The sequence below is a fragment of the Hyphomonas chukchiensis genome (assembly GCF_000682695.1).
GTDB lineage: Bacteria > Pseudomonadota > Alphaproteobacteria > Caulobacterales > Hyphomonadaceae > Hyphomonas > Hyphomonas chukchiensis.
Window position 1 is genome coordinate 1 of the sequence record NZ_AWFG01000060.1, and the last position, 3,060, is coordinate 3,060.

At 61.9% G+C, this 3,060-nt stretch carries 3 protein-coding genes; all 3 read left to right on the forward strand.

The features are described from left to right. Nucleotides 1-18: 18 nt before the first annotated feature. Genes HY30_RS15375 through HY30_RS15385 form a run of 3 tightly spaced genes read left to right on the forward strand, consistent with a single transcriptional unit; the run spans nucleotide 19 to nucleotide 2,998 of the window. Nucleotides 19-504 carry an antirestriction protein ArdA gene (locus tag HY30_RS15375; protein WP_081812295.1) on the forward strand — a complete coding sequence of 162 codons (486 nt, stop codon included), beginning with the start codon at nucleotides 19-21 and terminating at the stop codon, nucleotides 502-504. 2 nt (nucleotides 505-506) lie between these two features. Beyond that, nucleotides 507-983: a hypothetical protein gene (locus HY30_RS15380; protein ID WP_034742748.1), complete on the forward strand. Its 477-nt coding sequence runs from the start codon at nucleotides 507-509 to the stop codon at nucleotides 981-983. Continuing rightward, entirely contained in the window at nucleotides 980-2,998 is a 2,019-nt protein-coding gene (locus HY30_RS15385; RefSeq protein ID WP_051615561.1) for a ParB/RepB/Spo0J family partition protein, read from the forward strand. The genes HY30_RS15380 and HY30_RS15385 overlap by 4 nt, the downstream gene beginning before the upstream one ends. The last annotated feature ends 62 nt before the right edge of the window (nucleotides 2,999-3,060 follow it).

Consider the following 3,060-nt stretch of genomic DNA (forward strand, 5'->3'; position numbering starts at 1 on the left):
GTAGCGTCCGATTATCCCATCTGTCTTGCCGCCTACAATAATGGGCATCTGCATGGGGCTTGGATCGAGGCGACCTCGCCGGATGAGGTCAGAGACAAGATCCGCGCCATGCTGGCGGCGTCGCCGGAGCCAGACGGGGATGAATGGGCCATCCATGATTATGAAGGGTTCGAAGGGGCGCGCCTCTCGGAATATGCCTCGTTCGAGACTGTGTGCGCTCTGGCGGCCTTCATCGCCGAGCATGGCGCGCTTGGCGCGAAACTCTACCGCAACTTCGGCGACGACATTACACAAGCCGAAGCCGCGTTCGAGGATTATGCGGGTTCATATCACAGCGCCGCAGACTTTGCCGAGGAACTGATCCGCGACAGCGGCACGGAGATTCCGGCTGCACTCGACTATTATATCGACTGGACCGCGCTCGCCCGCGACATGGCGCTGAATGGCGAGATCATGGTGTTCCAGACGGGCTTTGATGAAGTCCACATTTTCTGGAGCCGCTGACCATGGCCTTCCGGGAGAGATTTGACTGCTATGTCTGCGAAGGTGACAGCATTGCCTGCGAGATTGACGGCTTTCGCGTCACCGCGCGGATTGTCCGTGACGATTGCATGGACGCACCCGACCAGCGCCAGGACGGATTTTGGCCGTCGCTCTACATCAATGATCCGGGTTTCATTGGCCCGGGAAACAATTTTCGCGAGCGGCTGGCGAAGGCACAAGCCGAGGCCGAAGCCGTCATGGAAGCGTGGCGCAGGGATGAGTGGTTCTATTGCGGGATCGTGCTCGCGATTGAATGCGAAGGCGTGGAACTGGACTCAACACAAGCCAGCCTCTGGGGTATCGAGGCTAATTATCCGGGGTCGGACAATGCCTATCTGAGTGAAGTCGCGGGCGAATTGCTCCCGGACGCCTTGGCGGCAGGCCGCACAGCCCTGACGCGGCTGATGGCGTCTGCACCTGCACAGGCGTCACGCGGATGAAAGCGCTTGATTATTTGCTTGGCCCGCGCCCGCAAATGACACTCGTCGTGGAGGAATCCCGCGTCGTTGAAATCTGGGTTGATGGCCGCGCGCCGCTGATCGCCCTGCAAGACTATGACTGGGGCGAAACCGATTCCGACGCGATGCGCGACGCAGAAGGTTTCCCCTTCACCCCGATCAACTGGAAAGGCCCGGCATGGACGCTCGGCCTTTCGCTTTACCCGCCAGAACAGGAGGACAATCCCATGGCACAGCCCGCACTGAAAACGATCCCCATCGAACAGCTCCATATCAGCAAGCTCAACATGCGGCATGGACGCAAGGCCCCGGATGTCTCCGATATCCTCCCCTCAATTCGGGAGAAGGGCATCCGCCAGACGCTGCTGGTTAGGCCTGAAGGTGATGGCTATGGCGTTGTCGCCGGACGGCGGCGCTTCCATGCCCTGCAGGTCATTGCCGCTGAGACCTGCAAGCCGGTCCTCGTGCCGTGCACAATCATGGAAGCCGATGATGATGCCGCTGCCGTGGAAGCCTCGCTCATCGAGAATGTCGCCCGCCTGCCCGCAACGGAAATGGAGCAGTACAACGCGTTCGGGAAGCTGGCGCACGCAGGCCGGACGGTGGACGAAATCGCCGGACATTTCGGAGTCACGGACTTGAAAGTCCGGCGCATCCTCGCCCTCGCCAATCTCTCCAGCCCGATCCGTTCGCTCTATGCGAAGGACGAGATCGACGCGGAAACGATCCGCGCCCTTACGCTCGCCACCAAGGCGCAGCAGGCAGACTGGCTCGCCCTGTTCCGGAGCGAAACGGAACGCGCCCCCATGGGCCGAGCCTGCAAGGCATGGATCACGGGCGGCAGCACGATCACCACCGACAAGGCGCTCTTTGACCTGGCGACCTATGACGGCCGGATCACGACTGACCTGTTCGGAGAGACAGGTGTGTTCGCAGATGCCGACACATTCTGGAAAGCCCAATCGGCTGCCCTTGCGGCCCGGATTGAGACCTATACGGACGCCGGGTGGCGCGAGGTGCAGGTGCTAGAGCGCGGCAAATATTTTGCCAGCTGGGACCATGTGAAACGGTCTCGCAGCAGGGGCGGCAGCGTGATTGTGGAAGTTCGCCATGATGGCACCGTGACATTCCATGAAGGCTACATCACGCAGGCCGAAGCCCGGAAACGGGACCAGCGGTCGCGGCCCGGTGACACGCGTGAAGCCGTCGACGTGAAGCCTGAAGTGTCCGGTCCGCTTGCCCAATATATCGGCCTGCACCGCCATGGCGCGGCCCGGGCCACCTTGCTTGGCCACCCCGGAATTGCACTCCGGCTGATGGTGGCGCATGCCATCGTCGGGTCGGCCCTCTGGACCGTCCGGCGGCATGAATGCCGCGCCGGAAAGGATGACATAAAGGCCAGCGTGACTGGCTCCCGCGCCAGCGCTGAAATGACCGCAGCCGGGGACCATGTGCGCAGCCTGTTTGAGGCCCATGGTGTGTCGACATTGCGAGCAAACGGAGACGCCTATCATCTTTGTCAGGTCTTTGCCGCGTTGCTCGGAATGGATGATACGGAGACGATGGCCGTCCTCTCTTTTGTGATGGCAGATACGCTCGAAGCGTGTGGCCCGGCTGTGGAAGCCGTCGCTGTCGCCACCGACACCGATATGGCCGCTTACTGGAAACCGGAACCTCTCTTCCTTGACCTCGTCCGGGACAAGCGCGCCATCAATGCCATCGTGGCAGGTATCGCGTCGCCCGCGACGGCAAAGGCAGCGCTCACCGAGACGGGCAAGGCCCAGAAGGACCTGATCTGGAACCGGATCACTGGCGAAGGGTGCGAGGCCAATCCGGACTGGCGGCCGGGCTGGATGCAGGTGCCGCCGTCTCGCCTTGTGACAGATGCAGGGTCGCCGCCCGCCGATGCATGGGCCCGGATCGCCAGCCTGTTTACTTCAGACGCGACCGAACGGTCTTCCGAAGATGTGCCTGTCTCAGGGCAGGACGCCGCCTGACGGATTGCGGTTCTGTTGTCGATAGAAGTGCAAGCCGTCCGGCAGTATGTCGGGCGGCTTTT

Bases quoted from the DNA above. Each gene is read 5' to 3' on its own strand.
- HY30_RS15380 (WP_034742748.1), top strand. From the start codon at position 507: ATGGCCTTCCGGGAGAGATTTGACTGCTATGTCTGCGAAGGTGACAGC.
- HY30_RS15385 (WP_051615561.1), top strand. From the start codon at position 980: ATGAAAGCGCTTGATTATTTGCTTGGCCCGCGCCCGCAAATGACACTC.